The sequence below is a fragment of the Stenotrophomonas humi genome (assembly GCF_001431415.1).
In the GTDB taxonomy this organism is placed as follows: Bacteria; Pseudomonadota; Gammaproteobacteria; order Xanthomonadales; family Xanthomonadaceae; genus Stenotrophomonas; species Stenotrophomonas humi.
Window position 1 is genome coordinate 43,151 of the sequence record NZ_LDJI01000022.1, and the last position, 26,999, is coordinate 70,149.

At 64.2% G+C, this 26,999-nt stretch carries 25 protein-coding genes and 1 tRNA gene; 11 read left to right on the forward strand and 15 right to left on the reverse strand.

What is annotated here, in order from left to right:
* Nucleotide 1: 1 nt before the first annotated feature.
* The 8 genes from cyoA to murJ all read right to left on the reverse strand — a co-directional run bounded on the left by cyoA (nt 2) and on the right by murJ (nt 10,322).
* Nucleotides 2–1,108 (reverse strand): ubiquinol oxidase subunit II, encoded by a 1,107-nt coding sequence (gene cyoA / locus ABB26_RS12165; RefSeq protein WP_057634506.1) that lies wholly within the window; start codon nt 1,106–1,108, stop codon nt 2–4.
* 274 nt (nt 1,109–1,382) lie between these two features.
* Nucleotides 1,383–1,458: transfer RNA gene (locus ABB26_RS12170), tRNA-Thr, on the reverse strand.
* A gap of 175 nt (nt 1,459–1,633) precedes the next feature.
* A complete protein-coding gene (locus tag ABB26_RS19025; protein WP_152982660.1) occupies nt 1,634–3,049 on the reverse strand; it encodes a DUF4919 domain-containing protein in 1,416 nt (471 codons plus the stop codon).
* Between the two features lie 216 nt (nt 3,050–3,265).
* Nucleotides 3,266–4,216 carry a 4-hydroxy-3-methylbut-2-enyl diphosphate reductase gene (gene ispH, locus ABB26_RS12180; RefSeq protein ID WP_057634509.1) on the reverse strand — a complete coding sequence of 317 codons (951 nt, stop codon included), beginning with the start codon at nt 4,214–4,216 and terminating at the stop codon, nt 3,266–3,268.
* A 52-nt stretch (nt 4,217–4,268) separates the two neighbouring features.
* A complete protein-coding gene (gene lspA, locus ABB26_RS12185; protein WP_057634511.1) occupies nt 4,269–4,787 on the reverse strand; it encodes a signal peptidase II in 519 nt (172 codons plus the stop codon).
* 77 nt (nt 4,788–4,864) lie between these two features.
* The gene (gene ileS / locus ABB26_RS12190) at nt 4,865–7,696 is read right to left on the reverse strand and encodes an isoleucine--tRNA ligase (RefSeq protein WP_057634516.1); all 2,832 of its coding nucleotides are present in this window, start codon (nt 7,694–7,696) and stop codon (nt 4,865–4,867) included.
* Entirely contained in the window at nt 7,693–8,640 is a 948-nt protein-coding gene (locus tag ABB26_RS12195; protein ID WP_057634518.1) for a bifunctional riboflavin kinase/FAD synthetase, read from the reverse strand. The genes ileS and ABB26_RS12195 overlap by 4 nt, the downstream gene beginning before the upstream one ends.
* Before the next feature lie 65 nt (nt 8,641–8,705).
* Nucleotides 8,706–10,322, reverse strand: coding sequence for a murein biosynthesis integral membrane protein MurJ (murJ, locus tag ABB26_RS12200; protein ID WP_425477259.1), 1,617 nt, complete (start codon nt 10,320–10,322; stop codon nt 8,706–8,708).
* A 112-nt stretch (nt 10,323–10,434) separates the two neighbouring features.
* On the opposite strand from murJ, the gene rpsT reads away from it, so the two are divergent.
* Entirely contained in the window at nt 10,435–10,704 is a 270-nt protein-coding gene (rpsT, locus tag ABB26_RS12205; protein ID WP_057629708.1) for a 30S ribosomal protein S20, read from the forward strand.
* Nucleotides 10,705–11,027: 323 nt separating this feature from the next.
* Here rpsT and obgE read toward each other — a convergent pair whose 3' ends face one another.
* The 3 genes from obgE to rplU all read right to left on the reverse strand — a co-directional run bounded on the left by obgE (nt 11,028) and on the right by rplU (nt 12,857).
* On the reverse strand, nt 11,028–12,086 hold the full coding sequence (obgE, locus tag ABB26_RS12210) for a GTPase ObgE (protein ID WP_057634521.1): 1,059 nt from the start codon (nt 12,084–12,086) through the stop codon (nt 11,028–11,030).
* 184 nt (nt 12,087–12,270) lie between these two features.
* Nucleotides 12,271–12,531: a 50S ribosomal protein L27 gene (gene rpmA, locus ABB26_RS12215; protein ID WP_057634523.1), complete on the reverse strand. Its 261-nt coding sequence runs from the start codon at nt 12,529–12,531 to the stop codon at nt 12,271–12,273.
* Between the two features lie 17 nt (nt 12,532–12,548).
* Nucleotides 12,549–12,857, reverse strand: a complete 309-nt coding sequence (gene rplU, locus ABB26_RS12220) for a 50S ribosomal protein L21 (protein ID WP_057634525.1) — start codon at nt 12,855–12,857, stop codon at nt 12,549–12,551.
* A 277-nt stretch (nt 12,858–13,134) separates the two neighbouring features.
* On the opposite strand from rplU, the gene uvrA reads away from it, so the two are divergent.
* Entirely contained in the window at nt 13,135–16,098 is a 2,964-nt protein-coding gene (gene uvrA / locus ABB26_RS12225; protein WP_057634527.1) for an excinuclease ABC subunit UvrA, read from the forward strand.
* Entirely contained in the window at nt 16,095–16,502 is a 408-nt protein-coding gene (locus tag ABB26_RS12230) for an acyl-CoA thioesterase (protein WP_057634529.1), read from the forward strand. The genes uvrA and ABB26_RS12230 overlap by 4 nt, the downstream gene beginning before the upstream one ends.
* A gap of 196 nt (nt 16,503–16,698) precedes the next feature.
* Here the strand turns inward: ABB26_RS12230 and ABB26_RS12235 are convergent, their stop codons facing one another.
* Nucleotides 16,699–17,232: a carboxymuconolactone decarboxylase family protein gene (locus ABB26_RS12235; RefSeq protein ID WP_057634530.1), complete on the reverse strand. Its 534-nt coding sequence runs from the start codon at nt 17,230–17,232 to the stop codon at nt 16,699–16,701.
* A gap of 121 nt (nt 17,233–17,353) precedes the next feature.
* Between ABB26_RS12235 and ABB26_RS12240 the strand changes: the two genes are divergently transcribed.
* Nucleotides 17,354–18,226, forward strand: coding sequence for an AraC family transcriptional regulator (locus ABB26_RS12240; RefSeq protein ID WP_057634532.1), 873 nt, complete (start codon nt 17,354–17,356; stop codon nt 18,224–18,226).
* A gap of 14 nt (nt 18,227–18,240) precedes the next feature.
* Here ABB26_RS12240 and ABB26_RS12245 read toward each other — a convergent pair whose 3' ends face one another.
* A complete protein-coding gene (locus tag ABB26_RS12245) occupies nt 18,241–18,693 on the reverse strand; it encodes a copper chaperone PCu(A)C (RefSeq protein ID WP_057634609.1) in 453 nt (150 codons plus the stop codon).
* A 37-nt stretch (nt 18,694–18,730) separates the two neighbouring features.
* Here ABB26_RS12245 and ABB26_RS12250 point away from each other — a divergent pair, with 37 nt between their 5' ends.
* The 4 genes from ABB26_RS12250 to ABB26_RS12265 all read left to right on the forward strand — a co-directional run bounded on the left by ABB26_RS12250 (nt 18,731) and on the right by ABB26_RS12265 (nt 22,326).
* On the forward strand, nt 18,731–19,513 hold the full coding sequence (locus ABB26_RS12250) for an enoyl-CoA hydratase/isomerase family protein (RefSeq protein ID WP_057634534.1): 783 nt from the start codon (nt 18,731–18,733) through the stop codon (nt 19,511–19,513).
* Nucleotides 19,514–19,666: 153 nt separating this feature from the next.
* Nucleotides 19,667–20,563 carry an acyl-CoA thioesterase II gene (tesB, locus tag ABB26_RS12255; protein ID WP_057634536.1) on the forward strand — a complete coding sequence of 299 codons (897 nt, stop codon included), beginning with the start codon at nt 19,667–19,669 and terminating at the stop codon, nt 20,561–20,563.
* Between the two features lie 3 nt (nt 20,564–20,566).
* Nucleotides 20,567–21,073 carry a putative signal transducing protein gene (locus ABB26_RS12260; protein ID WP_057634537.1) on the forward strand — a complete coding sequence of 169 codons (507 nt, stop codon included), beginning with the start codon at nt 20,567–20,569 and terminating at the stop codon, nt 21,071–21,073.
* A gap of 59 nt (nt 21,074–21,132) precedes the next feature.
* Nucleotides 21,133–22,326: an RNA polymerase sigma factor gene (locus tag ABB26_RS12265; RefSeq protein ID WP_057634539.1), complete on the forward strand. Its 1,194-nt coding sequence runs from the start codon at nt 21,133–21,135 to the stop codon at nt 22,324–22,326.
* 171 nt (nt 22,327–22,497) lie between these two features.
* On the opposite strand, the gene ABB26_RS12270 is transcribed toward ABB26_RS12265, so the two are convergent.
* Nucleotides 22,498–23,079, reverse strand: a complete 582-nt coding sequence (locus ABB26_RS12270) for an EF-hand domain-containing protein (RefSeq protein ID WP_057634541.1) — start codon at nt 23,077–23,079, stop codon at nt 22,498–22,500.
* Between the two features lie 149 nt (nt 23,080–23,228).
* On the opposite strand from ABB26_RS12270, the gene ABB26_RS12275 reads away from it, so the two are divergent.
* The 3 genes from ABB26_RS12275 (at nt 23,229) to ABB26_RS12285 (ending at nt 25,718) form a co-directional block, all read left to right on the forward strand.
* Nucleotides 23,229–23,984 (forward strand): arginyltransferase, encoded by a 756-nt coding sequence (locus ABB26_RS12275; RefSeq protein ID WP_057634543.1) that lies wholly within the window; start codon nt 23,229–23,231, stop codon nt 23,982–23,984.
* An 83-nt stretch (nt 23,985–24,067) separates the two neighbouring features.
* Nucleotides 24,068–24,433: a hypothetical protein gene (locus tag ABB26_RS19300; RefSeq protein WP_057634545.1), complete on the forward strand. Its 366-nt coding sequence runs from the start codon at nt 24,068–24,070 to the stop codon at nt 24,431–24,433.
* Nucleotides 24,434–24,521: 88 nt separating this feature from the next.
* On the forward strand, nt 24,522–25,718 hold the full coding sequence (locus ABB26_RS12285) for an endonuclease/exonuclease/phosphatase family protein (protein ID WP_057634548.1): 1,197 nt from the start codon (nt 24,522–24,524) through the stop codon (nt 25,716–25,718).
* Nucleotides 25,719–25,812: 94 nt separating this feature from the next.
* On the opposite strand, the gene purT is transcribed toward ABB26_RS12285, so the two are convergent.
* Nucleotides 25,813–26,997, reverse strand: a complete 1,185-nt coding sequence (gene purT, locus ABB26_RS12290; RefSeq protein WP_057634550.1) for a formate-dependent phosphoribosylglycinamide formyltransferase — start codon at nt 26,995–26,997, stop codon at nt 25,813–25,815.
* Between the last annotated feature and the right edge of the window lie 2 nt (nt 26,998–26,999).

Here is a 26,999-nt window from a genome sequence, read left to right on the forward strand (position 1 = left end):
GTCATTCTCCCGAGGGGCCGTTGCCCGCAGCTGCGGCTTCGGCGGACTCGTTTGCATTGTGACCGGCGTGGCCAGCGGCCTCGACGGCGGCAGGAGCGGCAGCGGCATCGTGACCTTCGTGGCCCATGGCCTCGTGGTTCATTGCCTCATGGTCCATGGCGTCGTGATCCATCGACTCATGGTTCATCGCTTCGTGGCCCATGGCCTCGTGCGACTTCGCCTTGCCGTCATGCTTCATGCCGAAGTGGTGGCTCTCGCCCATGTGCTTGGCCATGATCGCGCCAAACAGACCTGCCTCGGTGCTGCCGTAGTAGGTCACCGGGTAGTAGTCATGGTTCTTCTCGGCGGCCAGTTCGGTGAAGGACTTCTGGTCCATCACCTTGGCGTCGCCGCGTACCTTCGCCAACCAGGCCTGGTATTCCTCATTGCTCACTGCGTGGGCAATGAAGTGCATCTTGCTGAAGCCCGCACCGCTGTAATGCGAGGAACGGCCTTCGTAGCTGCCCGCCTCGTCGGCGATCAGGTGCAGCTTGGTTTCCATGCCGGCCATCGAGTAGATCATGCTGCCCAGATGCGGAATGAAGAACGCATTCATCACCGAATCAGCCGTGATCTTGAAGTTCAACGGCGTGTTGACCGGGAAGGTCAGCTCGTTGACCACGGCGATGTTCTCTTCCGGGTAAACGAACAGCCACTTCCAATCCAGCGAGATCGCTTCGATCTGCACCGGCTTGGTGTCGGATTCCAACGGCTTGTACGGATCAAGCGCATGCGAGGAGCGCCAGGTCAGCACTGCCAGCACCAGGATGATCATGCACGGGATCGACCAGACCACCACTTCGATGGCGGTGGAGTGCGACCAGTTGGGTTCATAACGGGCCTTGGTGTTGGATGCGCGGTACTTCCACGCGAACACCAGTGTCATCACGATCACCGGGATGACGACCAGCAGCATCAGCACCGTGCAGGTGATCAGCAGCGTGAGTTCGTCCCGGGCGATCTGGCCTTTGGGGTCAAACAAGGCCCAGTCGCAGCCCGTCATCATGACGGCCATGGCAACAATAAGGCCCGGGCGCAGCATGCGCCCAAGGGTTTTCAACGGAATCATCGGTCGATCCAATTGCGAGGGAGTACCTGATCCGGCATCCCATGCGCGCTAACGCGAACGCCCGCCCGGAGAATGCCGCCGGGGGAACGCGTGCAGGGGAGTGCCAGATTTCAGCAACGCAATTTTAGGCTTCGTACAGCACTTAAGATAGGCATTGACAATGATTTCACACAGCAAAGCCGCTCTCCGGCGTGCGACATGTTGTCGCACCGCGCGCACTTTCACGCACCCGGAAAAGCAGAAAGCCGACTGCATGCAGTCGGCTTTCTGTTACTGGTGCCGGAAATAGGAATCGAACCTACGACCTACGCATTACGAATGCGCCGCTCTACCAACTGAGCTATTCCGGCGAGCCGCGAATTGTAGGCGAACCTGAACTTGAAGGTCAATGCACCTGGGGCGGAATTGTTCCGAAGCCGCGACCTGCACGCCGCTGAGCCCGCAAACATGCGCCCTCGGCACGGATGAACAGGCAATCGCCCAGCCGCACCGGAACTGGCCGTCGCACCCAGCCCCACCTCGCCGTTACTGCAGATCCAGCGCCAGAAAGTACTTCACCGCCTGTCCGACGCCCGCACGCACGCAGCCAGCGCCCTGCCTGAGATCCTCGTCGGGGCGGCGTGGCAACGACAACCGGCGAAGCACCACGCCGATGTCGGCCGATGTGGTGACGACATACGCCGAGTCACACGTTGCGCCATCGCCGGTAGCCAGAATCGCGTCGAGCAGGCCATCGAAGACAAACCGGACATCCGGGTCTTCAGCCGCCGCTGCACCCTCGCCTGTCGCAAGGTCTTCCAGCGCATTCAGATGCAGGGGGTAGCGCCCCAGAAAGTCACGATATCCCTGCTTACGGACGTCGACCGGGTTCAGTGCACCGGCCGCTGAAGCATCAGCCTGGGCCAACGCATGGAGCTGCCTGCGAAGCGCCAGATACTCCGCCACCTCCATCATCGCCTCGGTGGAAGGAAAACCCGACTCCGCATCCAGGCGCGTGGGACCCAACTCACGCTGCAACCAATTGCCGTAGTACAGATGAGCAAATGCCGCCGCCGTCAGGCTGCGGTCGCGACTGGCAAAACGAACCTGCAATGCGGGGAAGAACATCGCCGCATCAGGATCCAGCACGGACGCGGCCGTCACACCGGCCACGGCCGGCATCGTGTCCGGCCCCAGGTCCGCGCCGCGCGTCCACAGCAGACGCTCGGCACGATACGCCGGATGATCATCGGCACCGGCAGTGGCTTTTCCATAGCGTTTGACCCGCAGCATCACCTCGCTGCCAGCCACATGGGAATAGCGGTCAACGCCGAGCACCGTGTCCGTCCAATCCGAAACATGGGCACCGTCTGCGCCAGCGGTACCCAGCAGCACCTCACGGAACCGCAGGCAGCGCTCGCCCGGCAGCCACGTCACCCTGCATGGAGCGGGAGTTTCCTTGACCTGCAGCAGCAGTTCAGGCGCCTGCAACTGAAGCCGGTCCGCCTCGCCCAGAGCTCGGCCCTCGAAGCGCAGCACCCCTCCGAAGCCATCCTGGACTTCGAGCTGCGGTCGGTCGTTCTTCGTCTGATCAACCCGCATGCGCAGGGCGTGACCACCCGAGAGCATCTGCACAAGACGCTGTTCAGTGCGGTAGGCAGCCTGTTGGCAGGTCAGCGCGGGCACACGCTCATGTGCCGCGCGGCGCAACGTCAGCTCCCAGGCCACGTCCCGCTGCGGGTCGGCGCCCTGCATCTGGAATCGCCGAAGCGTCAGACGGCCATCCACCTGGCGCTGGCACAGCTGGCTGTATACCAGCAACGAAGCTGTGGACGACGAGGCAGCATCCTCTCGCATGAACTCGAGAACAGGCGCGTGCTTGCCGAACGAAAACCAGCTGTACGGTTTTCCATCACGATCCAGCGCCGAGCTCAGCTGCCAGCGATAACCGGGAAGCAACATCTGATAGCGCCGCGCCGTTTCGCCCGCGACAGCTTCATCCGGGTGCGCAGGCACGGGGGCCAACACTGCAGGCAAGGGCCCCGCCACCGGAGGTTGCTGTGCTACCGCTGCGGGCGATCCTGCCACGCACAGCGCCAGCACAGCGCACTTCCCCAACCATCCCGCACGATATCCATTGGACACACCACACCTCCCTATGTGGCCTGGACCGTTGAGTCAGTCCACCAGCCTCAGCCGCAATTCCTTGGGCAAGGCGAACACCATCGACTCGGGCTCACCATCCAGTTCCGAAAGACCTTCCGCGCCCAACTCACGCAGACGCGCAATGACGCCATCCACCAGCACCTGCGGCGCGGACGCGCCGGCGGTCAGGCCGATGTGCCGCTTGCCCATCACCCACTGCGGGTCGATCTCGTGCGCACCGTCGATCAGGTAGGACTCCACCCCCTCGCGGCGTGCCAGTTCGGCCAGCCGGTTGGAGTTGGAGCTGTTCGGCGAACCGACCACCAGCACCAGATCGCATCGCTTGGCCAGATCGCGCACGGCGTCCTGGCGGTTCTGCGTGGCGTAGCAGATGTCGTCGTTCTTCGGGCCCTGCATCGCCGGGAAACGCGCGCGCAGCGCATCGATGATGCTGCGGGTATCGTCCACCGACAGCGTGGTCTGGGTGGTGTAGGCGAAGTTCTCCGGCTGATCGATGACCAGCGTTGCCACGTCGTCCACATCTTCGACCAGGTAGATCTGGCCGGTGCCGCGTTCGCGGCTCCACTGGCCCATGGTGCCTTCCACTTCCGGGTGCCCTTCGTGGCCGATCAACACCACGTCACGGCCGGCACGGCAGTGGCGGGCCACTTCCAGGTGCACCTTGGTCACCAGCGGACAGGTCGCGTCGAACACCTTCAAGCCACGGCGATCCGCCTCGGTACGCACCGCCTGCGAGACGCCATGCGCACTGAAAATGACCGTATTACCATCCGGCACTTCGTCCAGTTCCTCGACGAAGATGGCGCCGCGCGCCTTCAGGTCATCCACCACGAAACGGTTATGCACTACCTCATGGCGCACATAGATCGGCGCGCCCAGGGTTTCGATGGCGCGTTTGACGATCTCGATGGCACGGTCTACACCGGCACAGAAACCACGGGGATTGGCGAGCAATACGTCCATCTTCAACGACTCCGACCGCTGACGGTCGCAAATGCGGGAACAGGTGCCGGAATCATCCGGCTTTTTTTTCGGCCTTGCCGTCAAGCAAGCCCATCAAAGCGATACCGATGGCACCGACCACGATCGCCGAGTCGGCGATGTTGAACGACGGCCAGTTGTAATCACCAATATGCCATTGGATGAAATCAACCACGTGACCGTGAATCTGGCGGTCGATGACGTTGCCGATGGCACCCCCGATCACCAGTGCATACGGCAATGCGGTCCGCCAGTTGGCACGCGGGGTGCGCGACAGCCAGAACGCCATCAGGCCACTGATAGCGATTGCCAGGAACGTGAAGAACCACAGCTGCCAACCGCCGGCATCACTGAGGAAACTGAACGCGGCGCCGGTATTGTAGGTGCGGTACCAGTTCCAGTACTCCCCAAGGAACCTGATGGGAAGCTTGACCGCCTGGAACTCAGGCAGGCTGGACAGCACCCAGGCTTTGCTCCACTGGTCCAGACCGATCACGGCGACGGATACCAGCAGGTAGATCAACGCATTGGGTTTAACAGCCTTTGCTTGCATGTAATACGCCTGTAGTGGACTGCGATGAAGCGGATGGGGCGCTTTTCGCCACCCACCCGCTTCGCGTGAGGCCCTGCTTAGAACCAGCGGCGATTTTCGCCAGCACCGTCAATATTGCCGGCGCAGCGGCCGCACAGTTCCGGATGCGCCGCCACCGAGCCCACGTCAGCACGGTAATGCCAGCAACGCACACATTTGGCCTTCTCGGTCGGCTGCGCGCTGACAAACACCTCATCGGTGGTCGCCGGGCGCACGCTCACGTCACCGCTGATGAACAGGAAGCGCAGCTCCTCGGCCAGCGGCTGCCAGCGCGCGGCCTGCTCTTCACTTGCCGCCACGGTGATCTCCGCTTCCAGTGCCGCACCGATGGCGCCATTGGCACGCATCGGCTCCAGCACCTTGGCCACCTGCTCGCGAAGTGCCAGCAGCTGATCGAAATCGGCCGCGCCAAGCTGCGCATCCTGCGGCAACGGGGCCAGGCCTTCGTACCACGTGGCGAACAGCACGTTGTCCTTGCGCTCGCCCGGCAGGTAGCCCCAAAGCTCGTCGGCAGTAAAGGTCAGGATCGGCGCAACCCAGCGCGTGAACGCTTCGGCGATGTGATACATCGCGCTCTGCGCCGAACGGCGGCCACGCGAATCGGTCGGCATCGTGTACAGGCGGTCCTTGGTCACGTCCAGATACAACGAGCCCAGATCCACGCTGCAGAAATTCAGCAGCAGCTGCACGATCTCGGCCATGTTGTAGCTGGTGTAGGCGGCCTTGATCTTCTCCTGCACTTCCCAGGCGCGATGCACGATCCAGCGGTCCAGCGCGACCATGTCGGCCGGGGCCACCAGGTGCTGGGCCGGGTCGAAACCGTCCAGGTTGCCGAGCAGGAAGCGCGCGGTGTTGCGTAGACGGCGATAGGCGTCGGCGTTGCGCTTGAGGATCTCCTGCGACAGCGACATTTCATTGCTGTAGTCGGCCGAGGCGATCCACAGGCGCAGGATGTCCGCGCCCAGCGTCTTCATGATGTCCTGCGGCTCGATGCCATTGCCCAGTGACTTGGACATCTTGCGGCCGTGCTCGTCCACGGTGAAACCATGGGTGAGGCACTGCTTGTACGGCGCATGCTTGTCGATGGCCACGCCGGTCAGCAGCGAGGACTGGAACCAGCCGCGATGCTGGTCCGAGCCTTCCAGATACAGATCGGCCGGCTTGCCGAAACCACGCTCCAGCAGCACGCCTTCATGGGTGACACCCGAGTCGAACCAGACATCAAGGATGTCGGTGACCTTTTCGTACTGCGACGCTTCCTCACCCAGCAGTTCAGCCGTATCCAGCGAATACCAGACGTCGATGCCGCCCGCCTGCACGCGGTCAGCCACTTGCTGCATCAGCTCGACGGTACGCGGATGCGGCTCACCGGTTTCGCGGTGGGTGAACAGTGCGATCGGCACGCCCCAGGTGCGCTGGCGGCTGATGCACCAGTCCGGACGACCATCGACCATGCTGCCGATGCGCGCCTTGCCCCAGCTCGGGAACCAGCCGACGTTGTCGATCGCGGCCATCGCATCGCTGCGCAGGTTGGCCTTGTCCATCGAGATGAACCACTGCGGGGTAGCGCGGAACACCACCGGCGTCTTGTGCCGCCAGCAATGCGGGTAGCTGTGCTGGATCTCGACGAATGCCAGCAACGCACCGGAGGCACGCAGCACATCGACGATCAACGGCTGCGCCTTCCACAGGTGCACGCCAGCCAGTTCCACCTCGCCCGCCGGTGGCGTCGACGAAAGGTATACGCCACGACCGTCGACCGGATTGATCTGGCCGGCGTTGTACCGGTCCATCAGCCCGTACTGCTGGCTGACCACGAAATCCTCCTGACCATGGCCGGGAGCGGTATGCACCGCACCGGTACCGTCTTCGTCGGAGACGTGGTCGCCGTTGAGCAGCGGGATGTCGCGGTTGGCGTAGAACGGGTGCGCCAGCAACTGGTTCTCCAGCGCCGAACCCTTGGCATGGCCGTGCACGACCCGCTCGGCCACGCCGTAGCGGGCCAGCGAACGCTCGGCCAACGCCGATGCCAGCACCAGCCAGCGCGGCTGGCCGTTATGGGCCGGGCCCTCTGCCAGCACGTATTCGATATCCGCACCCAGCGACACGGCCAGCGAAGCCGGCAGCGTCCATGGCGTGGTGGTCCAGATCGGCACCGCCACTTCCACACCGGCCGGCAGTTCAACACCGAAGCTGGCCGCCAGCGCCTTGGAATCGCGCGCGGCGTACGCCACGTCGATGGCCGGCGAGGTCTTGTCCTGGTATTCGATCTCGGCCTCGGCCAGCGCCGAGCCGCAATCGAAGCACCAATGCACCGGCTTGGCACCGCGCACGATGTGGCCGTTGGCGAAGATCTTGGACAGTGCACGGATCTCATTGGCCTCGAAATCGAAGCTCAGCGTCTTGTACGGGTTGTCCCAGTCGCCGATCACGCCCAGGCGCTTGAAGTCCCGCCGCTGCAGCTCGATCTGCTCCTCAGCGTACTCACGGCACTTCTGGCGGAACTGTTCGGCATCCAGCTTGACGCCGACCTTGCCCCACTTCTTCTCGACCGCGATTTCGATCGGCAGGCCGTGGCAGTCCCAGCCCGGCACGTAGGGCGCATCGAAGCCGGCCAGATAACGCGACTTGACGATGATGTCCTTGAGGATCTTGTTGACCGCATGGCCCAGATGGATCTGCCCGTTGGCATACGGCGGACCGTCGTGCAGCACGAACAGCGGGCGACCCTGCGCGTTGTCGCGCAGACGGGCATACAGGCCCTCGTCCTCCCAACGCGACAGAATGCCCGGCTCGCGCTTGGGCAGATCGCCACGCATCGGGAATTCGGTTGCCGGCAGATGAAGGGTGGCTTTGTAGTCCTGGCTCACGCAGTGGCTCGCAATCTGTGTTCGGAAAGGATGCGACGCGCCTGTTCGGCGTCGCGGTGCATCTGTTCGGTCAGCGCCGGCAGATCATTGAATTTCTCTTCGTCGCGCAACTTTGCGACAAACTCCACTTCGATGTGGCGACCATAAAGGTCGCCCTGGAAATCGAACAGGTGCGCCTCCAGCAAAGGCTCCACGCCCTGCACCGTCGGCCGCGTGCCAAAGCTCGACACCGAAGGCCACGGCTGCTCGAAAACCCCGTGCACCCACGTCGCGTAGATACCAGAAAGTGCGGGTGTTTTCGGAAATCGCAAGTTGGCGGTTGGAAAGCCCAGCGTGCGGCCCAGCTGCTGCCCCCGCACCACCCGACCGCCGATGGCATACGGCCGCCCCAGCAGGTCACCGGCGTGGGCGAAGTTGCCCTCCCGCAGCAGCTCGCGGATGCGGGTGCTGGAGATGCGCTCGCCGTTCAGATGCACCGGTTCGATCTCGCCGGCAACAAAGCCCAGCGCATCCCCCATGGCCCGCAGCAGTGCGATATCGCCACCACGGCGGTTTCCGAAGTGGAACTTGGGACCGATCCAGACTTCACGCGCCCCCAGCCGGCGCACCAGCATGTCGCGCACGAAATCCTCGGCCGTGATGGCTGCCATCTTGGCGTCGAAGCGCAGCAGACCCACGCCATCCACGCCGAGCCCACGCAGCGCTGCCACCTTGTCACGCGCCAGCATCAGTCGCGGCGGCGGGTTGTCCCTGGCAAAGAACTCGCGTGGCAGCGGCTCGAAAGCCAGCGCCACCGCCGGCACCCCCGATGCGCGCGCACGGGCGACCGCGTGGCGCACCAGCGCCCGGTGGCCCAGGTGCAGGCCGTCGAAAGCACCGATGCAGACCACGCTTCCCTGCGGGAACAACACCCCGCCTTCGACGTCTCTAAAAAGCCTGCTCATTCCATCCGGATCCAGCCCATACGGGCCGGTTCTGTCGTGTGTAGCCCGGAAGTATAGCGGTCGCCTCAATGCCCGCGCAGTTCACGGGGGCGATATCCCGTCAGCAACAGACCTGCCGCATAAACCAGGCCGCCGGCACCCACCATGGCCAGAAGTCGCCAACCACGCTCCCACCAGACCCACTGCGCCCAGTCCGCCCAGAACAAGCGCAGCCCGAGCACCACCGCCGTCATCAGTACGCTGGCCACCGCCAGCTGAACCAGGAAGCGTCCCCAGCCCGGCTGGACCTGATACACCCGGGCACGACGCAGGTACCACCACAGCTGCAAGGCGTTTACCCAGCCCGCCACGGCGATGGCCAACGCCAGCAGGGCGTGCGCCCCTTCCACTTGCTTCAGTGCGCCCAGCCAGGAGCCATTGGCTGCAGCAAGCGCCGCCTGCCCCATCGGACTGAACCACAGCATCGCCAGGAAGAAGAGCGCGGTGCAGGCGACATTCATAGAAATGGATACCAGCGCAGCTTTCACCGGCGTACGTGTGTCCTGCCGCGAATAGAAGGCCGGCGCCAGCACCTTCACCAGCAGGAAGGCCGGCACCGCCAGCGATTGCGTCATCAGGCTCAGGCTGCTCATGCGCATGTCCTGCGCCGAGAAGCGGCCGTACTGGAACAACGTGGCCAGCAGCGGCTCGGCGCACAGCACCAGACCGATGCATGCCGGAACACCGATCAGCAGGCACAGCCGGAAGCCCCAGTCCAACCCCTTGGAATAGCCGTCCGGATCGGATGCCGCATGACGCCCGGACAGGTGCGGCAGAATCACCGTACCGATCGCCACACCGAACATGCCCAGCGGGAACTCCAGCAGCCGGTCACTGTAGTAAAGCCAGGTGACACTGCCACTCATCAGCAGCGAGGCCGCCAGGGTGTTGAGCAGCAGATTGACCTGCGCCACCGAGGAGCCAAACAACGTCGGCACCATCAATTTCATGATTTTTCGCACGCCTGCATGCGCGAAATCCAGGCGCGGTCGCGGCAGCAGGCCCAGCCTGGCCAATGACGGCAACTGGAAGGCGAGCTGCAGCACACCCGCCACGAACACGCCCCAGGCCAGCGCCAGCACCGGCTCGTAGCCCCAGGCCTTCATGTGCGGCACCAGGCACAGCGCCGCAGCGATCATCGAGATGTTGAGCAGGATCGGAGACAGCGCAGGAATGGCGAAGCGCTGGTAGCTGTTCAGCACCCCGCCCACCAGTGATGCCAGCGATATGAACAGCGCGTACGGGAAGGTGATCTGCAGCATCAGCGTGGCCAGACGGGCCTGTTCGCCGTCCGGATCGAAGCCCGGCGCGAATACCCGCATCACCCATGGCGCCAGCAGCAGCGCCAGCGCGGTCACCACCAGCATCGATGCGGTCAGCGCCCCGGCTACCCGGTCCACCAGCGCCTTGACCGCCGCGTGGTCACCCTTGGCCTTGTACTCGGCCAGCACCGGCACGAAGGCCATCGAGAACGAGCCTTCGGCTGAGAGCCGACGCATGAAATTGGGAATCCTGAACGCGATGACAAAAGCATCCATCGCGGCGCTGGCACCAAAAACCTGCGCATAAACCTGGTCCCGAACGAGCCCGCTGACGCGCGAAAGGAAGGTCATGGCACTGAAAACCGCCGTGGACCTGAGCAACCGACCACTCACTAAACTTCCCCTTGACAACTCGACTTGACGTTCATTTGACCTGCCATCATACTTGCGTGCTTGCTGTTCCCACCACACCGATTTTCAGGAAACCACCACCGTGGCCAATATCAAGTCCGCCAAGAAGCGCGCCAAGCAGACCGTTGTGCGCAACGCGCGCAACACGGCTCAGCGTTCGATGCTGCGCACCGCCGTCAAGAAGGTGATCAAGGCTCTGGACGCCAACGACGCCGCTGGCGCCGAGGCAGCCTTCGCCGTCGCCCAGCCGATTCTCGATCGTTTCAGCGCCCGTGGCCTGATTCACAAGAACAAGGCTGCGCGCCACAAGAGCCGCCTGACCGCCCGCATCAAGGCCATCAAGGCCGCCTGATTCGCGCGATCAGCGGGTGCCGCAAGGCTCCCGACATGAAAAACCCGGCCTTGTGTCGGGTTTTTTGTTGGGCCAAGCGCAGACATCCAGCAGCCCCACCCTCTCCCGCTTGCAGGGGAAGGCGCCCGAAGTACGGATGGGGGAGCTTTGGCTTTGGCTTTGGCTTTGGCTTTGGCTTTGGCTTTAAAGCTAGAGCGCCCTCACCCCCTCCCCCACCTTGCGGGAGAGACGCTTCAAGCGCGAAACAGAAGCAGCAGGTGCAGAAAACCCGGCTTTCACCGGGTTTTTGCTGTTCGTCAGGCACCTGCGACAAGAGGCAATCCTCAGCCGCCCTGCGCCTCGCGCTCTTCGGCTTCCAGCAGCTTCTGGTGATCGAAGAAGGCCATGATGTCCTTCATGATCGGCCAGGTGCCTTCACGACCCAGCGCCGACACCAGGTACCAAGGCTCTTTCCAGCCCAGCTCCTTGACGATCTGCTCGGCCGCGACCTTGGCTTCGTCCTCGAACATCAGGTCGGCCTTGTTGAGCACCAGCCAGCGCGGCTTCTGCAGCAGCTCCGGATCGTGCTTGCCCAGTTCGCGCTCGATGGCGCGCACCTGCTCGATCGGCGAAATGCCTTCCACGCCACCCTCCATCGGCGAAATGTCCACGAGGTGCAGCAGCAGGCGGGTGCGCTGCAGATGACGCAGGAACTGCGCACCCAGGCCTGCACCGTCGGCCGCGCCCTCGATCAGGCCCGGAATGTCGGCGATCACGAAGCTGCGGTAGTTCTCCACCTTCACCACACCCAGATTCGGGTACAGCGTGGTGAACGGATAGTCAGCGACCTTCGGCGTCGCTGCCGAAACGGCACGGATCAGGGTGCTCTTGCCGGCATTCGGGAAACCCAACAAGCCCACGTCGGCCAGCAGCTTCAGCTCCAGCTTGAGCAGGCGCTCCTCGCCCTCCTCGCCCGGCAGCGCCTGACGCGGCGCACGGTTGGTGGAACTCTTGAAGTGCATGTTGCCCAGGCCGCCCTTGCCGCCCTTGGCCACCAGCAGACGATCGCCATGAACCGTCATGTCGCCAATGACTTCATCGGTGGCGACATTGATCACCACGGTACCGACCGGCACGGTGATGATGAGGTCTTCGCCGCCCTTGCCATAAGCCTGACGGCCCATGCCGTTCTCGCCACGCTGCGCATTGAAGATGCGGTCATGGCGGAAGTCGACCAGCGTATTCAGGTTTGCATCGGCACGGATCCACACGCTGCCGCCATCGCCACCATCGCCGCCGTCAGGGCCACCCAGCGGGATGAACTTCTCTCGGCGAAAGCCGATGCAGCCGTTACCGCCGTTGCCAGCGGTGACCTGGATCTCCGCTTCGTCTACAAGTTTCATGATTCTGGTTGCCCACTGATGGCGGCAGGCGAACTGCCCGACCGCAAAGTCTAACTGCCCCGGCTGTGCCAGGGAAAACGACGGCGAAAAACCGCCGGATGATTCTGTCGCCAACGAAAAACCCCGCCTAAGCGGGGTTTTCGTCAGCTACCCACGCTGGGCGCGGGCACCTGCGTGTACGGAATCAGGCTTCCGTAACAACGCTCACGGTACGACGCTTGTTGGCGCCCTTGACCGAGAATTCAACCTTGCCATCGAGCAGCGCGAACAGGGTGTGATCGCGGCCGAGGCCAACGCCTGCGCCCGGGTGGAACTGGGTGCCGCGCTGACGCACGATGATGTTGCCAGCTTCGATGGCCTGGCCACCGAAGATCTTGACGCCCAAGTACTTCGGGTTGGAATCGCGACCGTTGCGCGAGGAGCCTACGCCCTTTTTATGTGCCATGACGGATTCTCCTTTGCTTAGCCGGCAATGCCGGTGATTTGGATTTCGGTGTAGTACTGACGGTGACCCTGACGCTTCATGTGGTGCTTACGGCGACGGAACTTGATGATCCGGACCTTGTCAGCGCGGCCATGGGCCACAACCGTAGCGGTCACCGAAGCGCCCTTCAGCGCGTCACCCAGCTTGATGCCGTCGGCATCGCCGAGCATCAGGATGTTGTCAAACTTGATCTCGCTGCCGGCTTCGACTTCGAGCTTTTCAACGCGAAGGGTTTCACCCTGCGCGACGCGGTATTGCTTACCGCCAGTTACCAGTACTGCGTACATGACCAGACTTCCTCTGTAGTTATTGTGGTCGCCGTGCCGCCGTCGAGGGCGGACAGGAGCGGGATTTTAACGGCAGACCAAAGGTCGGGTCAAGTCACCCCCCGCCGTAAAACCCGAGCCTGAACAATGACCTGCCTTCAGGGCCATGCGGGAGCTGTGGACTGGCAAATGTGGCAATTGCCCCCAAATCACAAGGCCGCTAGGCTGATCGATTGCCGTCAGCTACGCCCCCCACATCTGCCCCGGCTCGCCGGTGGCGGTCAAAACCGGATTTCCCATGGCGATGGATTTCATCCGCATCCGCGGTGCGCGGACGCACAACCTCAAGAACATCGACCTCGACCTGCCCCGCGATAAATTGATCGTGATCACCGGCCTGTCCGGCTCGGGCAAGTCCTCGCTGGCGTTCGACACCATCTATGCGGAGGGCCAGCGCCGCTACGTCGAGTCGCTGTCGGCCTACGCGCGGCAGTTCCTGAGCGTGATGGAGAAGCCGGACCTGGATCATATCGAGGGCCTGTCACCGGCGATCTCGATCGAGCAGAAGTCCACCTCGCACAACCCGCGCTCGACCGTGGGCACGATCACCGAAATCTACGACTATCTGCGCCTGCTGTATGCCCGCGTCGGCAGCCCACGCTGCCCGGATCACGGCTACCCGCTGGAAGCGCAGATCGTCAGCCAGATGGTGGACCAGGTGCTGACACTGGATCCGGACCAGCGCTACATGCTGCTGGCCCCGGTGATCCGCGAACGCAAGGGCGAGCACGTGCAGGTGTTCGACCAGCTGCGTGCACAGGGCTTCGTGCGCGTTCGTGTGGATGGGGAGCTGTATGAAATCGATGCGGTGCCGGCACTGACCCTGCGCCAGAAGCACACCATCGAAGCGGTGATCGACCGTTTCCGTCCGCGTGAGGACATCAAGCAGCGCCTGGCCGAGAGCTTTGAAACCGCACTCAAGCTGGGCGACGGCATGGCGTCGGTGATGCCGTTGGATGCCCCCAACGCGGAGCCACACCTGTTCTCTTCCAAGTACTCCTGCCCGGTGTGCGACTACGCATTGCCGGAACTGGAGCCACGCCTGTTCTCGTTCAATTCGCCGGTGGGCGCCTGCCCGGGCTGCGATGGCCTTGGCGTGGCCGAGTTCTTTGATCCCTCGCGCGTGGTGGTGCATCCGGAGCTGTCACTGGCCGCCGGTGCCGTGCGCGGCTGGGACCGCCGCAATGCGTATTACTTCCAGCTGATTGCCTCGCTCGCCAAGCACTACAAGTTCGATGTGGATGCCGCGTGGCAGTCACTGCCGGAGCATGTGCAGAAGGCCGTGTTGTACGGCAGCGGCGAAGACCAGGTGACCTTCACCTATTTCACCGAAGCCGGTGGCCGCAACCAGCGCAAGCATCGCTTCGAGGGCATCATTCCCAACCTCGAACGCCGCTACCGCGAGACCGAATCATCGGCCGTGCGCGAAGAGCTGGCCAAGTACATCAGCTCGCGGCCCTGCCCCGAGTGCAAGGGCGCGCGCCTGAACAAGGCCGCGCGCAACGTCTTCGTCGCCGACCGCCCGCTGCCGGAAATCGCTGTGTTGCCGATCGATGAGGCCAAGCGCTTCTTCAGCGAGTTGTCGCTGCCGGGCTGGCGTGGCGAGATCGCCACCAAGATCGTCAAGGAGATCGGCGAACGCCTGGGCTTCCTGGTGGATGTTGGGCTGGACTACCTCACCCTGGAGCGCAAGGCCGACACCTTGTCCGGTGGCGAGGCGCAGCGCATCCGTCTGGCGTCGCAGATCGGTGCCGGCCTGGTCGGGGTGATGTACGTGCTCGACGAACCCTCCATCGGCCTGCACCAGCGCGACAACGAACGCCTGCTCGGCACCCTCACCCGCCTGCGCGACCTCGGCAATACGGTCATCGTCGTCGAGCATGACGAGGATGCGATCCGCCTGGCCGATTACGTGCTGGATATCGGCCCCGGTGCCGGCGTGCACGGCGGCGAAATCGTCGGCCAGGGCTCGCTGCAGGACATCCTCGATGCACCGCGCTCGCTGACTGGCCAGTACCTGTCGGGCAAGCGGGCGATCGAGATTCCGGCGCGCCGCCACAAGGCCAACCCGAAGATGACGCTGCACCTGCGCGGCGCCAGCGGCAACAACCTCAAGGGCGTGGACCTGGACATCCCGGCCGGCCTGTTGACCTGCGTCACCGGCGTATCCGGCTCGGGCAAATCCACGCTGATCAACGACACGTTGTTCTCGCTGGCCGCCAATGAAATCAATGGCGCCTCGCATCCGATTGCCCCGTACAAAACGGTCGAAGGACTGGACCTGTTCGACAAGGTGGTGGACATCGACCAGTCGCCGATCGGTCGCACCCCGCGCTCGAATCCCGCCACCTACACCGGCCTGTTCACGCCACTGCGCGAGTTGTATGCGCAGGTTCCGGAATCACGCGCACGCGGTTATTCGCCGGGGCGTTTCAGCTTCAACGTGCGTGGCGGCCGCTGCGAAGCGTGCCAGGGTGATGGCCTGATCAAGGTGGAAATGCACTTCCTGCCGGACGTGTATGTGCCCTGCGACGTCTGCCACGGCAAGCGCTACAACCGCGAAACGCTGGAGATCCTCTACAAGGGCTACAACATCAACGACGTGCTGGAGATGACCGTCGAGGATGCGTTGCGCCTGTTCGAGCCGGTGCCGTCGATCGCGCGCAAGCTGGAAACGCTGGTCGACGTGGGCCTGAGCTACATCAAGCTCGGCCAGAGCGCGACCACGCTGTCCGGTGGTGAGGCGCAACGCGTGAAGTTGTCCAAGGAACTGTCGCGCCGCGATACCGGCCGCACCCTGTACATCCTGGATGAGCCGACCACCGGCCTGCATTTCCACGACATCGAAGCGCTGCTCGGCGTGCTGCACAAGCTGCGCGATGAAGGCAACACGGTGGTGGTGATCGAACACAACCTGGACGTGATCAAGACCGCCGACTGGGTTGTCGACCTGGGCCCGGAAGGCGGCCATCGCGGCGGCACCATCCTGGTCACCGGCACGCCGGAAGATGTGGCTGCGCATCCGGCCTCGTATACCGGCCAGTTCCTGGCAAAGATGCTGCCTTCCACCAGCGCGCGTCCGGAGCGCCCGGCTGCCGTGGCCAACAAGCCCGACGCCCGCCCGCCACGCAAGGAAAAGCCTGCCAAGAAGACGGCCACCAAGAAGGCCGCCACCACCCGCAAGAAAAAGGTTTCGGAATGAGCAGCGAACACAAGCAATTGGCACAGGTACCGATCAGCGTGCGTTGGCGCGACATGGATTCCATGGGCCACGTCAACAATGCCAAGTACGTTTCCTATCTGGAAGAAGCGCGCGTGCGCTGGATGCTGGGCGTGGAGGGCGTGTCGATGAGTGACCGCATCGCACCGGTGGTGGCCAACACCAACATCAACTACCGCCTGCCGATCGTGTGGCCCAACGACATCGTGGTGGAGCTGTTCGTCGAACGCCTGGGCAACAGCAGCGTGACCATCGGCCATCGCATCGTCGATCAGAAGGACCCCGGCACGCTGTACTCCGACGGCAACGTGGTCGTCGTGTGGATGGATACGCAAACCGGCAAGAGCGCGCCCTTGCCGGAAGCGGTGCGCGGGGCTTCGAGCTAAGCGATCAGCGCACTACGCGGGTGACGCATCCCTTCTCCCGCTTGCGGGAGAAGGTGCCCGAAAGGGCGGATGAGGGGTGCTTCCAAGGCTTTTTGAGCTCTAAAGCACCCTCACCCCAACCCCTCTCCCGCAGGCGGCAGAGGGGCCTAAGCTGCAGTTGCGGGCTTGGCGTTGACCTGCCGGTATCCGCACAGCCTTACCTCAACGCCACCTTCGGGAAATCCACCGGCACATCCAGCGCCACGTTGATGTAGTTGGTGAACAGGTTGAGCGCGACGTGGGCCAGAATCTCCACGATCTGCCCGTCGTCGAACCCCGCCGCACGCAGCTGCGCGACATCGGCATCGCCGACCTGAGCGCGCTGCTCCACCACCTTCAGTGCGAACGTCAGTGCTGCGGCGGTACGCGCATCATCGGAATGACCGACCTGCGCAGCGGCCATATCCTCGGCACTCGCACCCGCCTTCTGCCCCAGCACGGTGTGTGCGGCCAGGCAGTATTCGCAGCGGTTGCGGTTGGCGATGGCCACGGCGATCTGTTCGCCCAGACGGGCGCCCAGCGTGCCCTTGCCCAGTGCGCCAAATGAAGCCCACATGCTCTGCAATGCGGCAGGTGAATTGGAAACCGCCTTGAACATGTTCGGCGTGGCACCGAAAGCCTGGTGGATCTGGGCCAGCAACGGTTGGCTGGCGGCCGGAGCGGATTGGGATTGAAGGTTGACGCGGGACATGGCGATCTCCTGATCGTGGTGGGTTGAGGCGAATCCGGGCGTGCTGCCCGTGAAGCCAGTCTCACCTGCCCTTTCGAATCATTTGATACGATTCGTACGTCAAACAGATCAATTAATACAAATGAGCGCCAATCCTCCGATTGATCGACTGGCCGGCATCCTGGAGAACTTTCGGTTCCAGGCGCAGCTGCACCATTCCGGGCCACTGTGCGGACTGAACGCGTTCGATGCCGACGAGGGCCACGGCTATCTGCATGTCCTGCGCCGCGGCCAGCTGGAAGTGAGCCACCCCGGCAGCCGCGAGGTGCCTGCGTCGATGCACTTCGACGTGCCGACCCTGCTGTTCTATCCACGCCCGCTCAGCCATCGCTTCCACAATCCCCCTCGGGAAGGCGCGGACTTCACCTGCGCGCGGCTGGACTTCGATGGCGGCGCGGCACACCCGCTGGTGCGTGGGTTGCCACCCCTCATCGCACTGCCGCTGACGCGGGTCCCCGGGCTGGACATGGCGCTGGAGCTGCTCTTCTCAGAAACCGACCAGGCGCGCTGCGGGCAGCGGCTGCTGGCCGATCGTCTGTTCGAGGTGGTGGTGATCCAGCTGCTGCGCTGGTTGCTGGACAACCCCGAAGAAGCCGGCATCCGGCCGGGATTCATCACCGGACTGTCGGACCCGAGACTTGCCCGCGCACTGGTGGCGATGCACGACGCCCCAGGGCAACCGTGGACACTCACGCGCATGGCCGAGCGGGCGGGCATGTCACGCACCGCGTTCGCCAATGCCTTCCGTGAACGGGTTGGACAGACACCCGCCGACTACCTGACAGACTGGCGCATCGCCTTGGCGCAACGCGGCCTGCGTCGCGGCAGGCCGATCAAGATCCTCGCCGATGAACTTGGCTACGCAAACGCCTCCGCCCTGTCGCGCGCATTCACAGCCCGGGCAGGCGCATCACCACGTGACTGGATGAAACAGGCCACCGGTTCCGCTATCTGACACGTCCTGCATCACTACGGTCGCGCTGGCGCATCACGCCTCACCTGCAGCACACCATCAACCTTGCGGCCGTCTTCCAGACTGAGCCGGATCGGCAGCTGCACGCCTTCCTTGAGCTGCACATCCGGCTGCATCAGCATCAGGTGCAGACCGCCGGGCTTCAACTCCACCGATGCCCCCGCCGCGATGGGCAACCGATCGACTTCACGCATCCGGCTGACGCCCTGCACCAGCGTGGTTTCATGCAGCGACACCTCTCCAAACGCCCGGCTGCCTGCGCCTATGACAACGACATCGCTGCCGCAATCGTTGCGGATGCGCGCATAGCCCCCTGCCATCGGCATGGCGCCCGGCGGCAAACGCAGCCATCCCTCGCGGATCGTCACGCAGGCCGGCGCCGGTGCCTGGCCCGACGCTTCAAAAGCACACAGGGCCAACAGTACGCACATGAATGGTTTGGTTATCATCGAAACCACGACTCCCTGCCGCATGAGAAACCGCAGCATGACCACGCTTATTGAAGTGATCAACCATGGCCCCATCCGCGAACTGCGCCTGGCGCGGCCGCCGGTCAACGCACTGGATACCGAATTGTGCCGTGCGTTGATCACCGCGCTGAACCACGCCATGAATGAAGAAGTGCATGGCATCGTGTTGTCCGGGAGCGAGCGGATTTTCACCGGCGGCATGGATGTGCCCTATCTGCTGCGCCACGGTGAGGACAAGCACAAGCTGCTGGACAGCTGGCAGGCTTTCTTCGGTGCCGCACGTGCGCTGGCCGAAAGCCGCATCCCGGTAGTCGCTGCGTTGACCGGTCACTCACCGGCCGGCGGTTGTGTGCTGGCACTGTGCTGCGATTACCGGGTGATGGCACGCAGCGTTGATCCGGCCAAGCCGTATGTCATCGGCCTGAATGAAGTCCAGGTCGGGCTGGTGGCGCCGGAAGGCATCCAGCGCCTGATGCGCCGCGTGGTCGGCCCCCATCGCGCTGCCGTGCTGCTGGCTGGCGGCCAGCTGGTCAGCGCCGAGCGCGCCCTGGAGATTGGACTGGTCGATGAGCTGGCCGAGGGTGCAGCCCTTGTCGTGGAAACGGCCATCAGCTGGTTGCAGGCCCAGCTCCGGTTGCCACAACAACCGATGTTGCAGACCCGCGCCATCGCCCGCGCCGATCTGCACGAGGCCATGCAGCCGGAGCATATCCAGCTCGACCGCTTCGTCGATGCCTGGTACTCGGCCGACGCACAAGCGGCATTGCAGGCGCTGGCCGCGCGCCTGGGCAAGCGCTAGAGCCTGGAACGGAGTGGTCAGGAGGGCAGCAGCACCGTGACAACGCCGTACTGCCGCCGCCCTGCCTCACTCCCTGCCCGTCGCTCACGCCGTCTCCAGCACCAACCCTCCCGACCTCTATAATCGCCGTCTGTCGAACCGAAGGTCGCCGTCTTGTCCGCCAATGCCGAACCCGTCGTACCCGAACTGATTGACCTGCTGTCGCTGGAGCGGCTGGAGGACAACCTGTTCCGTGGCCAGAGCCGCGACATCGGTACCAAGTACGTGTTCGGTGGGCAGGTGCTGGGCCAGGCGTTGGCCGCGGCCCAGGCCACCGTCGAGAACGGTCGCCATGTGCATTCACTGCACGCCTACTTCCTGCGCGCCGGCAATATCGACCATCCGATCGTCTACGACGTTGACCGCACCCGCGATGGCGGCAGTTTCTCCGTGCGCCGGGTCACTGCGATCCAACATGGCAAGGTGATCTTTTTCTGCGCCGCCTCGTTCCAGCAGGCCGAAAGCGGCGCCGAACATCAGCACAAGATGCCGGAAGTTCCGCAGCCGGAAGACATCGAACCCAACCGCCCGCTGCCGCAGGATGTGCTCGAACGCCTGCCGGTAAAGGTGCAGCGCTGGCTCTCACGCGGCGGCCCGTTCGAGTTCCGCCACGTCTACCCGCGCGATGAACTCAATCCGCCCAAGCGCCCGCCCTACCACCAAGTGTGGCTGCGCTTGAACGAGAAGGTCGGCGACGCCCCCGAGCTGCATCAGGCGCTGCTGGCCTATGCCTCCGATTTCCACCTGCTGGGTACGGCAACCTTCCCGCACGGCATCAGCTACTACCAACCGCATGTGCAGATGGCCTCGCTGGATCACGCCATCTGGTTCCACCGCCCGTTCCGGGTGGACGACTGGCTGCTGTATTCACTGGACAGCCCCAGCGCGCAGGATTCGCGCGGCCTGGCGCGTGGCCAGTTTTTCACCCGCGATGGCGTGCTGGTGGCCAGTACCGCGCAGGAAGGCCTGATCCGGGTAACACCGGGCGACACCGATACGAGCAAGGGCTGAACCATGCGCAAGATCTTCAGCAGCCAGCGCGTCGAAAATGCCGAAGGCGTTGCCCAGATGCTGCGCGACGCCGGTATCGAGGTACGCGTCACCAATGGCCGTTCGTACCAGAGCAAGCGTCGTGGCCAGTTCAGTTACCTGGACAAGAGCGATGGCGGCAACCAGCCTGCGGTCTGGGTGGTACACGCCAATGACCAGCCACGCGCACGCGAAATCCTGCGCGATGCCCGCCTGCTCGACACCACCCGCCGCGACCACCCCACCGCCGAATACGCGTTCCGTGATGCGCCTGCGCAGACCGGTGGCCGCAGCTGGGCATGGCGCATCCGCATCGCCCTGTTGGTGGTGATTGCCGGCGTGGCCCTGGTCATCATGCTGCGTCACCGCAGCACGCCCACCCCGCCCGTCGCCACGCCACCGCAGCAGGTGCAACCGGCGCCGGCGCAGGAACAGGCCGAAGAAGTCCGCGTGCGCATCGAACCCAGCGCGCCGCCGGCCCCAACGAAGTAAGCCCGGTCACATCTGGCCCGCGCGCGCGTCATGTCCTGCATATCCCACCGGAACTGGCCATGACGAGCGTAACGCTGGAAACCATGCTGCAGGACGAACTGCCCGCCGCCCGCAAGGGCTGCACCCGGTCATACGGGCGCATCGTGCTGGCCTGCCAGAACACCGTGACCTCCATCGCCCTGGCCATCACCCGCGACGTGCAGGCCAGTGAAGACATCGCCCAGGAAGCCTTCATCAAGGCCTGGCAACAGCTCACGCAGCTCAACAACAGCGCCAGTTTCCTGCCTTGGCTGCGGCAGATCACCCGCAACCTGGCCCGTGATTGGCTCCGCGCCAATCACAACCGACCGCTCAGCGGTGAGGCTGCGGAGATCGCAATCAGCATGGCCGCCGATCCGGCGCCCGACGGTGCCGATGCAATGGTGCGGGTCGAGGAAGAACTGGTCGCCGAGGAGATCATTTCCGCCCTGCCCGAGGACAGCCGCGAGACGTTGCTGCTGTTCTACCGCGAAGGTCAGAGTTCGCAGCAGGTGGCCACCCTGCTCGGCCTCAGTGACGCTGCCGTACGCAAGCGGCTGTCGCGCGCCCGCGCCTGCGTGCGCGAGGAGATGCTCAAACGCTTCGGCGAATTCGCCCGCAGTACCGCGCCCAGCACTGCCTTTGCGGCGGTGGTCAGTTCCGCGGTGATGCTGGCTGCCCCCAGCACGGCCAGCGCCATCGCCATCGGCATGGCCGCTGGGAAAGCCGGCGCCGGTGGCATGGGCGCGAATACCGTCGGCGGTGGCGCTGCAGGCGGTGCAGTGGGCGCCGTCGCAAATGGGCTGATGCCCAACCCGCTGGACCTGTGGTTGATCTTCGGCGGCATCGGCATCGGCATGCTGTCGGCGTGGTTCGCCAGCCTCTATCTGCTGCGTTATGCGGAAACATCCATTGAGCAGGTACAGGTGCGCAAATTCCTGCGTCTGCACAATGTGACCACCGTGTTGTTCTGCAGCTCCATGTTTGGCGTGGTGGCGTTGAAGCTGAGCGTGGCAACCGGGCTGAGCGTGATGGCCATCGGCATGATCGCGTTGAACTACCTGTACCTGGTCACCCTGCCGCGCGTGATGGCACCGATGCTGGCGCGCGACGCCGCGCGGTACGGTCGCAACGGCCCCAGCTGGATTTACCGCAGCATGTTCGGGCGCGCCGCGATGGTCACCGCCACTGTATTCACCGTGGCAATGGTGCTTTACACGATGCTGGTCAGGTAACCGCAGGATCGCTCTCGTAGCACGACAGCAATCAGCAGACCACGTCGCTCCCATAGCGCATCAGGAAAGCTCAAAGAACAACCGACCGCTACTCAATCTCTGCAAATGCAAACACAAAACAGCCCCGCTGCATGCAGCGGGGCTGTTGTCGTTCGGCGCCTCTCCGGGGAGTTACTTCGCTGCCGGAGTCAGCGGCACCATCGGCGTACGCGGGCCGTGCGAACCGCGCGGGCCGTCCTTGCCACGGGCAGCTTCCAGCTCGGTCTGGCTCAACTTGCCGTCCTTGTCGGTATCGGCCTTGGCAAACCACTCGGCACGACGCTGCTCGGCGCGCGCCTGGCGGTCCGCGCGATCGATGTAGCCGTCCTTGTTCACGTCCAGACGATCGAACTGAGCGCGGTACTCGGCGGCGCTGATACGCCCGTCGTTGTCCGCATCCATGCCACGCAGCATGAAGCCACCCTCACGGCCGCCGCGCATGCCACCGTGATGGCGATCGTGGCGCATGCCGTGACGCGGTGCCGGCATTTCATCGCTTGCCAGCTTGCCGTCCTTGTTTTTGTCCAGTTCGTCAAAACGCTGTGCCAGACGCGGGTGTGTGGCCGCTTCCTGACGGTCAATCACACCGTCACCATTGCTATCCATGCGTACCGGGGCCGGCTTGGAGCCGGTGGGTGCGGCGGCAATCGCCAGACCGGTCGCCGAGGTCGCCAGCAGCATGGCCAGCAGGAGAAGAGGTTTACGTCGGGTCATTGTGCGGCTCCGTGGTGGAAGAACGGACGCAGCATTGCGTCCTCACTACGGTCAACGCCCGGCAAGCGTGGCGGTTGACGGCGTGGCCTGTCGTATTCATCACGCAGACAGGCGCATGTTTTGAGACCCACCACGGCTATGCTCTGGTCATGGCTTTACACCGCGACCCCGACCACGAACTACGCCTGTTCCAGACCGGCGAACACCCCTGCGGCTACTGGCCCGACCGACAGGCGCGCGACCTTGTGCTCGATCCACAGGACGAGCGCCTGGCCCGTCTGTATCCAATGGCATTGAGCTGGGGCTTCCGCCGCTCCGGCGACCTGGTGTACCGCCCGCATTGCCAAGGCTGCCGCGCCTGCGTGCCGGTGCGCATCCCGGTGGACAGATTTGCGCCCGACCGCAGCCAACGCCGTTGCCTGGCAAGCAATGCCGACCTGGAATGTCGCATCCTGCCGGCCGAGCGTACCGACGAGCAGTTCGCGCTATACCAGCGCTACCTGCAGCACCGCCATGCCAAAGGCGGCATGGACGAACACGGCACGCATGAGTTCGACCAGTTCCTGATCGGCAGCTGGTCGCATGGGCGCTTCATGGAAATCCGCATGCCAGCGGCGCAAGGCGGTCGCCTGTTGGCAGTGGCCGTCACCGATGTCACAGAGCTGGGCCTGTCAGCCGTCTACACCTTCTTCGATCCAGACGAAGAAAAGCGCGGACTGGGGACGTTCGGCATCCTGCAGCAGATTGCCTGGGCGCAGCGCGTCGGCCTGACGCACCTGTATCTGGGCTACTGGATCCACGGCCATCGCAAGATGGACTACAAGCGCCGCTTCCAGCCGCTGGAATACTACGACGGACGGCGCTGGCTGCTGGCTGACCCCGCCAGTGGGTCACTTGCGCTCTGAGGGGCGAGTCCCCCAGACTCGCGGCGTCATCACGCACGTCGCGATGGCACAGGGAAGTACCCTCAAACAATCTGGAATCTCACGTGAAGATCAAAGTTCTGACGATTGCTGCAATCACCCTCCTGTCGCTGGCCGCCTGCAAGAAGGCAGAAACCCCCGCTGCCGACACCGCTGCGGCCACGCAGGCTGCAGAAGTGACCCCGGCCCCGAGCACCGACACCGTGCAGGCCGGTACCGGCGTTGCCGAGTGCGACCAGTACCTGGAAAAGGTGTACGCCTGCATCAGCGACAAGGTGCCGGAAGCCCAACGCGACATGATGAAGCAGGGCATCGAGCAGTCGAAGTCCGCCTGGAACGGCATCGCCGACAAGACCGCGCTGGCCGCTCAGTGCAAGACCGCCATGGAGCAGGCCAAGACCAGCTTCGGCGCTATGGGCTGCACGTTCTGATACGTGCCTCCCGCACCACCTCAACGCCCCGCCCTGCGGGGCGTTGTTGTTTCTCACCTTCGTCATGCAGGCATGAGAAAATGCGCGCATGCGCATCCCAACCCTCCTGCTCCCGATGACCCTGTTGCTGGCCGCCTGTACCACCACGACTGCTGCCGACAACACGCCCTCCACCACTCAGCTGCGACTGGCCACCTACAACACATCGCTGTACTCCGATGATGCTGGCGGCCTGATCCGCGAACTGCAGGGCGACAGCGCCCACGCCCGCAAGATCGCAGCCGTGCTGCAGCAGACCCGTCCTGACCTGGTCCTGCTCAACGAGTTTGACTTCGACGACGCCCATCGCGCCGCCGACCTGTTCCAGCAGCGCTATCTGGAAGTCGCCCAACCCGGTGGCGGCGAGCCGCTGCACTACGCCTACCGCTATCTGGCCCCGGTCAACACCGGCGTGCCGAGCGGCCTGGACCTGGACAACAACGGCACCGTCGGCGGCAAGGGCCGCGAACGCGGCAACGACGCCTGGGGCTACGGCTTGCACCCGGGCCAGTACGGCATGCTGGTGTTGTCCCGATTCCCCATCGATGAGAAAGCGGTACGCAGCTTCCAGCTGTTGAGGTGGAGCACCCTGCCCGGCGCACTGCGCCCGGTCGATCCCAGCACCGGTAAGCCGTTCTGGCCGGATGCGGTGTGGTCGCAGCTGCGACTGTCATCCAAATCGCACTGGGATGTACCGGTGAACACGCCACTGGGCACCGTGCACGTGCTTGCCTCGCATCCGACGCCGCCCGTGTTCGATGGCAAGGAGAAGCGCAACGCCGCGCGCAACCACGACGAACTACGGTTGTGGAAGGACTACCTGGACGGCGGCGACAAGCCCTGGCTGTGTGACGACCAGGGCCGTTGCGGTGGCCTGGCCGCCGATGCGCGCTTCGTGATCGTTGGTGACCTCAACAATGATCCGGTTGACGGCGATGGGCGCCACGACGCCATCCTCGAACTGCTCGAACACCCGCGCGTACTGCGTTACCCCACGCCAACCAGCAAGGGCGCCGAGGAAGCCGGGCTGGCCTATGCCGAGAAGGGCATCACGCGACGCGGCGCACCGCAGCACGCCACCGGTGACTTCGGCCCACGCTCGGGCACGATGCGCCTGGACTATGTACTGCCATCCACTGGCTTGAGCTACATCGGCAGCGGCGTGTTCTGGCCCGCCAACGAAAGCCCGGAAGCCAAGATCGCCGATGGCAGCGACCACCACCTGGTGTGGGTGGACGTTCGCTGAGCGCTACGTTCCGTCCAGATGGAAAACGCCGGCGAAAGCCGGCGTTTTTTTGCGCGATGTCAAAAGCTGCGCCATCCACGCGACTGGAACCGGCTCAGCGCAGGTCAATCCCGATCGCTGCTGCCGCATCCCGCGCGATCGCGCGTGCCTGATCCACATTCTCCGCGCGTGCGAGGGTGACGCCGACGCGCCGCTGGCCCTGCACCATCGGCTTGCCGAACAAGCGCAGCGCCGAATCCGGGTGCAGCAGCGCTTCGGCCACGTTGCTGAAGAACGGCACACCAGTGCCCTGCGCCAGCATCGCGCACGACGCCGATGCACCGTTGTGGCGGATGGTCGGAATCGGCAGGCCAAGGATCGCGCGCGCATGCAGTGCGAATTCGCTCAGCTCCTGCGACACCAGCGTCACCAGACCGGTGTCGTGCGGGCGCGGCGACACTTCGCTGAACCATACCTCGTCGCCCTTCACGAACAGCTCCACGCCGAACAAGCCCCAGCCACCGAGGTCATCGGTGATGGCGCGTGCAATCTGCTGCGCACCGTCCAGTGCCTTGGCCGACATCGCCTGCGGCTGCCAGCTTTCACGGTAATCACCGTCCTTCTGCAGATGGCCAACCGGATCGCAGAACGCCGTGCCGCCGGCGTGGCGCACGGTCAACAGGGTGATTTCGTAGTCAAAGTCGATGAAGCCTTCGACGATGCAACGGCCGGCACCGGCACGACCGCCGGTCTGTGCGTACTCCCATGCAGGGCCGATATCGGCACCGCTGCGCAACGTGCTCTGGCCCTTGCCGGAAGACGACATCACCGGCTTGACCACGCACGGCAGGCCGATGGCAGCAACCGCTTCGCGGTACTCGGCCTCGGTATCGACGAAACGGTACGGCGAGGTCGGCAGGCCCAACGTCTCGGCGGCCAGGCGGCGAATGCCCTCGCGGTCCATGGTCAGGCGTGCAGCACGCGCAGTCGGGATCACCCGCAGGCCCTGTTCGGCCTCCAGTTGCACCAGCGTCTCGGTGTGGATGGCCTCGATCTCGGGCACCACCAGGTGCGGGTTCTCCTGTTCGATCAGCGCCTTCAGCGCGGCGGGGTCGAGCATGTCGAGCACGTGGCTGCGGTGGGCGACCTGCATCGCCGGCGCGTTGGCATAACGGTCGGCGGCAATCACTTCCACACCAAAACGCTGCAGCTCGATGGCCACTTCCTTGCCCAGTTCGCCCGAGCCAAGCAGCAGGACGCGGGTGGCGGACGGGGACAACGGGGTACCGAGGGTGATCATCA

What these genes read in the sequence shown, in the direction of transcription:
- cyoA (WP_057634506.1), bottom strand. Translation starts at nt 1,108, where the DNA reads ATGATTCCGTTGAAAACCCTTGGGCGCATGCTGCGCCCGGGCCTTATT.
- ABB26_RS19025 (WP_152982660.1), bottom strand. Translation starts at nt 3,049, where the DNA reads ATGTTGCTTCCCGGTTATCGCTGGCAGCTGAGCTCGGCGCTGGATCGT.
- ispH (WP_057634509.1), bottom strand. Translation starts at nt 4,216, where the DNA reads ATGGACGTATTGCTCGCCAATCCCCGTGGTTTCTGTGCCGGTGTAGAC.
- lspA (WP_057634511.1), bottom strand. Translation starts at nt 4,787, where the DNA reads ATGCAAGCAAAGGCTGTTAAACCCAATGCGTTGATCTACCTGCTGGTA.
- ABB26_RS12195 (WP_057634518.1), bottom strand. Translation starts at nt 8,640, where the DNA reads ATGAGCAGGCTTTTTAGAGACGTCGAAGGCGGGGTGTTGTTCCCGCAG.
- obgE (WP_057634521.1), bottom strand. Translation starts at nt 12,086, where the DNA reads ATGAAACTTGTAGACGAAGCGGAGATCCAGGTCACCGCTGGCAACGGC.
- rpmA (WP_057634523.1), bottom strand. Translation starts at nt 12,531, where the DNA reads ATGGCACATAAAAAGGGCGTAGGCTCCTCGCGCAACGGTCGCGATTCC.
- rplU (WP_057634525.1), bottom strand. Translation starts at nt 12,857, where the DNA reads ATGTACGCAGTACTGGTAACTGGCGGTAAGCAATACCGCGTCGCGCAG.
- uvrA (WP_057634527.1), top strand. Translation starts at nt 13,135, where the DNA reads ATGGCGATGGATTTCATCCGCATCCGCGGTGCGCGGACGCACAACCTC.
- ABB26_RS12230 (WP_057634529.1), top strand. Translation starts at nt 16,095, where the DNA reads ATGAGCAGCGAACACAAGCAATTGGCACAGGTACCGATCAGCGTGCGT.
- ABB26_RS12235 (WP_057634530.1), bottom strand. Translation starts at nt 17,232, where the DNA reads ATGTCCCGCGTCAACCTTCAATCCCAATCCGCTCCGGCCGCCAGCCAA.
- ABB26_RS12240 (WP_057634532.1), top strand. Translation starts at nt 17,354, where the DNA reads ATGAGCGCCAATCCTCCGATTGATCGACTGGCCGGCATCCTGGAGAAC.
- ABB26_RS12245 (WP_057634609.1), bottom strand. Translation starts at nt 18,693, where the DNA reads ATGATAACCAAACCATTCATGTGCGTACTGTTGGCCCTGTGTGCTTTT.
- ABB26_RS12250 (WP_057634534.1), top strand. Translation starts at nt 18,731, where the DNA reads ATGACCACGCTTATTGAAGTGATCAACCATGGCCCCATCCGCGAACTG.
- ABB26_RS12260 (WP_057634537.1), top strand. Translation starts at nt 20,567, where the DNA reads ATGCGCAAGATCTTCAGCAGCCAGCGCGTCGAAAATGCCGAAGGCGTT.
- ABB26_RS12265 (WP_057634539.1), top strand. Translation starts at nt 21,133, where the DNA reads ATGACGAGCGTAACGCTGGAAACCATGCTGCAGGACGAACTGCCCGCC.
- ABB26_RS12270 (WP_057634541.1), bottom strand. Translation starts at nt 23,079, where the DNA reads ATGACCCGACGTAAACCTCTTCTCCTGCTGGCCATGCTGCTGGCGACC.
- ABB26_RS12275 (WP_057634543.1), top strand. Translation starts at nt 23,229, where the DNA reads ATGGCTTTACACCGCGACCCCGACCACGAACTACGCCTGTTCCAGACC.
- ABB26_RS12285 (WP_057634548.1), top strand. Translation starts at nt 24,522, where the DNA reads ATGCGCATCCCAACCCTCCTGCTCCCGATGACCCTGTTGCTGGCCGCC.
- purT (WP_057634550.1), bottom strand. Translation starts at nt 26,997, where the DNA reads ATGATCACCCTCGGTACCCCGTTGTCCCCGTCCGCCACCCGCGTCCTG.